The following is a 1,064-nucleotide window of genomic DNA, read 5'->3' as shown; positions in this document are numbered from 1 at the left end:
CCACCTACGCGCGCTTTACGCCCAGTAATTCCGATTAACGCTCGCACCCTCCGTATTTCCGCGGCTGCTGGCACGGAGTTTGCCGGTGCTTCTTCTGTAGGTAACGTCAGGGTTAGCAGGTATTAACTACTAACTTTTCCTCCCTACTGAAAGTGCTTTACAACCCTAGAGCCTTCTTCACACACGCGGCATGGCTGGATCAGGCTTTCGCCCATTGTCCAATATTCCCCACTGCTGCCTCCCGTAGGAGTTCGGGCCGTGTCTCAGTCCCGATGTGGCTGATCATCCTCTCAGACCAGCTATAGATCGTCGCCTTGGTGGGCCTTTACCCCACCAACAAGCTAATCTAACGCGGGCTCATCTAATAGCGAGAGCCGAAGCCCCCTTTCTCCCGTAGGACGTATGCGGTATTAGCTCGAGTTTCCTCGAGTTGTCCCCCACTACTAGGTAGATTCCCACGCGTTACTCACCCGTCCGCCGCTCTACTCACCCGAAGGCTTTCGCGCTCGACTTGCATGTGTTAGGCCTGCCGCCAGCGTTCAATCTGAGCCATGATCAAACTCTTCAGTTTAAATCTTTAACCTCTAGCCCAAGGGCTAAGAGGAGACCGTGTTGCAGTAACCCTGCGTACGATCTAAAAACTCGGCCAAACGCTAATTTGAACCTAATAAAAAAATTAAAAGGCCAAACAAATAGGCCATTAATTCGGAATGAATTGATGGATATCTTGCGTTTGATATTTTGTGTACCAAAACATCTCAGCAAGCACCCACACGCATTGCTTGATCAAATTGTTAAAGAACGTTTCGCCTGTTGAGCTTTCGGTAAATTACCGGTGCTCGGCGAGGGCTGCGTATTCTAATGATCTGCCACCCTGAGTCAACCAAAATCTTCATGTTTTTTTGAAGATTCCAGAGGTATCAATGAGTCAGTTTTTTAGTCTGCCTCGTTGAGAGAGCGCGCATTCTATAGAGCGGGGTTTTCCTGTCAACGCCTTTTATCAAAAAAACCTGTTTTATATTTCTTCACGCTCTATCAGGAGGAGGATCGACCCTTTTTTTATA

At 48.5% G+C, this 1,064-nt stretch carries 1 rRNA gene; it reads right to left on the bottom strand.

Features of this window, described 5'->3' with window-relative positions:
* Positions 1 to 571, bottom strand: a 16S ribosomal RNA gene (locus tag RIG61_14300); the annotation flags it as partial.
* Between the last annotated feature and the right edge of the window lie 493 nt (positions 572 to 1,064).

It is taken from the genome of Deltaproteobacteria bacterium (assembly GCA_040223695.1).
Classification (GTDB): Bacteria; Desulfobacterota_D; UBA1144; order Nemesobacterales; family UBA2774; genus JAVKFU01.
This window is presented reverse-complemented; position numbering and strand designations above follow the sequence as displayed.